The organism is Pseudomonas sp. MF08875 (assembly GCF_059862525.1).
On the sequence record NZ_JCBCUW010000118.1, the window covers coordinates 1 to 1,419 of the forward strand.

At 63.7% G+C, this 1,419-nt stretch carries 1 pseudogene; it reads right to left on the minus strand.

Annotated features, from left to right (window positions below):
- Nucleotides 1-1,367, minus strand: a pseudogene (locus tag AC19YT_RS28175) (hypothetical protein); the annotation flags it as partial.
- Nucleotides 1,368-1,419: the final 52 nt, after the last annotated feature.

The window sequence follows — 1,419 nt, forward strand, 5'->3', positions numbered from 1 at the left end:
ACGATAGGCTCGCCTTCGTCGAGGTCGCCGACGACCAGCGGCTGTTCGTAGCGCTCCAGCGAGCCGCCGTTCTGGGCTTCCCAGATCAGGGTCACCAGGTCGCTGCTGTTGCGGCCTGCGTAGTACGGGATGTGCACAGTTGCCGAGGGTTCGTTGGGGTTGAGCACCCCACCCGGGGCTTGCAGCACGTTGGGGGGCAGTAAGTCGTTGAGGATGCCCTTGATGCTGGCACTGGCGACTCGCGATGCCCGGTCTTCAATACCCGTGCGTTTTATGACGTAGGACACCGTGGCGCGGCCCTGGGCCAGGGCCTTGACCTTGGCGTTGTCGATAAAAAAGTTCAAGCCAAGCCCCACCAGGTTCACTTTCTGTTCGAGGGGGCGGACGATGATTTCCCCGCCCTGGGCGGTGATGCCGCGCCAGGTCAGCAGCACGGTGTCGCCTTTTTTGAAATGGGCCGCAGGGGTGTTGACCACGACCAACACATCGTCCTCGCCCAACTCGTCGAGGTCGATGACGCGGGTGTCCGGGTCGGCGTTCACCACCAGGGGCGCATCGGGGCGCAGCGTGGCCACGTCGACATTGATGTAAGCCACCCGCGACCACTGGGCCCGTGGGTCGGGGTAGTTATCGACGACATCGATGACCTGGTAGGAGAAGCTCACCTGGCCATCGCCGGCGGCTTCGATCATGGCCTTGTCGATCAGCACATCCAGCCAGCCCTGGGCGGCCTGCGCCGAGGTGACGGCGACGGTTGTGCGTTGGCTGCCCCAGGACAACACCACGCGGTCGTTCTTGCGAATGCCGGGGTACTCGATGCGGATGGGCACGCCGTTGTTGGCGTCGGTGGGGTCCACCCCCTCGTCGATGATCTTTTGGGGAATACTGAAACCGAGCCGTGAGTGGCCCGGGGCCAGGCCTGGGCCGGGCACCGAGTTGTCGTCATGCAGGCCGCCGGGGCGATCGAGTTTGACCAATAGCCTGAGCTTGGGCTCGGACTCTTGCGACACGCTTGAGCCGTTGCGCTTGACGCTGTAGTACACCGGTTCGGCGATGCCGGGCAGGATTTTGGAGGGGTCGAGCACGCCGTGTACCGGTTGGTTTTGCTGCCCCGGCGCAATGGAATCGGCCCATACGGGCGCCGAGGCGTCGCCCCAGAACACACTCAGGTGGTCCCCCGGGTTCATGATGCTCCACGGGCTGACAACAAACTTGAGCCCGCCTTCTACGGCGCGAACGGGAATGCCGCCATGAACGCCTCCTTCATCAGTGGGCATGGGCCAAGTCCACTCCGAAATAATCAGAGGGGCTAGGGCGGTGAGGTCTTCGGGTTCAGTGGGGTCGGTGGGTTCAATGGGCGTGGTCATCACAGGCTCCTTCTCAGGCTCGATGCGCGGGTGAAGCCATCACATACCCGCA